Origin of the sequence: Sphingobacterium thermophilum (genome assembly GCF_039541675.1) — a bacterium.
GTDB classification, from domain to species: domain Bacteria; phylum Bacteroidota; class Bacteroidia; order Sphingobacteriales; family Sphingobacteriaceae; genus Sphingobacterium; species Sphingobacterium thermophilum.
In genome coordinates, this window is sequence record NZ_BAABGR010000033.1 from 3,246 (window position 1) to 4,515 (window position 1,270).

Genomic DNA, 1,270 nt, shown 5'->3' on the forward strand with positions numbered 1-1,270 from the left:
CAGAAAAAATTCAGTGGTTGCCATTGAAACGTTTATTACTACAACTTCAACCTATGCAACAGAGTTAAATGACGGTTGGACCATGGTAGGAAACAAAGGCGGTTTTATGGCGCAACACGAACATACAATCGTTATTACCGATGGAAACCCCATCATACTGACCGAAATGAATGGGATTTGGGATTAAAATGGAATTAAAAACACCTTCCACTAATAAGGTATTGCCAAAAGCGGGGTTAATGTGCTAAATTCAAAGTTTGTGCTTCTACCAAAGTTTCTGCTTGGTTGACAGTGAATCGCTTCGAAATCCCGCACTACGCTTATACTTGGCCATTATGTGCAATGCTACCAAACCACTGCAGAAAGATAACCATAAGCCAGTTTGACAATTATTTAATCCCTTGATCAATTTTTTGCCTGTGCTGATAACCCCATTTCTCCATAGCAAGCAAAACATCATTTAAACTGTGACTATATTCGGTCAATTCATATTGTACCGTTATAGGTTTGGTATCGCAGACTTTTCGGCTGACCAATCCGTTCATTTCCAATTCCTTCAATTCTTTGGACAAAATGCGTGGAGAAATCCCTGCTTCTCTTGACAACTCATTAAACCCTTTTTTCCCGCTTCGTAAAACTGAAATCAATACCAGCTTCCATTTTCCACCTACTACATCTAACGTATCTCTGATAGCCATTTTGGCTTTTGAGCAACTTTCTACCGTGTGTTTTGCCATATACTATTCTTTTTGTAAGTACTATCCTTTTTGTAACAGATAACAAAGGTATAGTATTTATTTGGAACTTTGCATCATAATTCAAAAACAAAAAATAAATGAAAATTTTAAGATTAGTTACCAGTTTTAGAGGGAATGATTCTCAAAGTTTCCAATTGGGCAATACGGTGGTAGAAATGATAAAGGCTCAATACAAAAATGCAGATATCATTACCCGGAATCTTGCAAAAAATGAAATGCCACATTTCAACGATGTGCATTTTACCTCATTCATTACACCTGTTGAAAATCTTTCTGATGAATTAAAGAATGCGGTTTCTCATTCAGACAAAGCCGTTAAAGAATTAATTGACTCGGATATAATTGTCATAGACGTACCCATGTACAACTTTTCTATTCCGTCTTCGCTCAAAGCGTGGATAGACCATATAGTGTGTAAGCTCCCCTGAAAAAAAGACTGTTAGAGAATAGAAAAATGATTGATAACTTTAACAGTATATTATGAAAGGGAAACGATTCAGACCGGAGCAGAT

At 36.5% G+C, this 1,270-nt stretch carries 2 protein-coding genes and 1 pseudogene; 2 read left to right on the plus strand and 1 reads right to left on the minus strand.

What is annotated here, in order from left to right:
- Window positions 1–187 (plus strand): annotated as a pseudogene (locus ABD873_RS10655) (type I methionyl aminopeptidase); the annotation flags it as partial.
- Window positions 188–389: 202 nt separating this feature from the next.
- Here ABD873_RS10655 and ABD873_RS10660 read toward each other — a convergent pair.
- A complete protein-coding gene (locus ABD873_RS10660; protein WP_345068179.1) occupies window positions 390–737 on the minus strand; it encodes a winged helix-turn-helix transcriptional regulator in 348 nt (115 codons plus the stop codon).
- A gap of 98 nt (window positions 738–835) precedes the next feature.
- On the opposite strand from ABD873_RS10660, the gene ABD873_RS10665 reads away from it, so the two are divergent.
- Complete coding sequence (locus ABD873_RS10665; protein ID WP_345068181.1) at window positions 836–1,186, plus strand: FMN-dependent NADH-azoreductase; 351 nt, start codon at window positions 836–838, stop codon at window positions 1,184–1,186.
- The last annotated feature ends 84 nt before the right edge of the window (window positions 1,187–1,270 follow it).

What these genes read in the sequence shown, in the direction of transcription:
- ABD873_RS10660 (WP_345068179.1), bottom strand. Translation starts at nt 737, where the DNA reads ATGGCAAAACACACGGTAGAAAGTTGCTCAAAAGCCAAAATGGCTATC.
- ABD873_RS10665 (WP_345068181.1), top strand. Translation starts at nt 836, where the DNA reads ATGAAAATTTTAAGATTAGTTACCAGTTTTAGAGGGAATGATTCTCAA.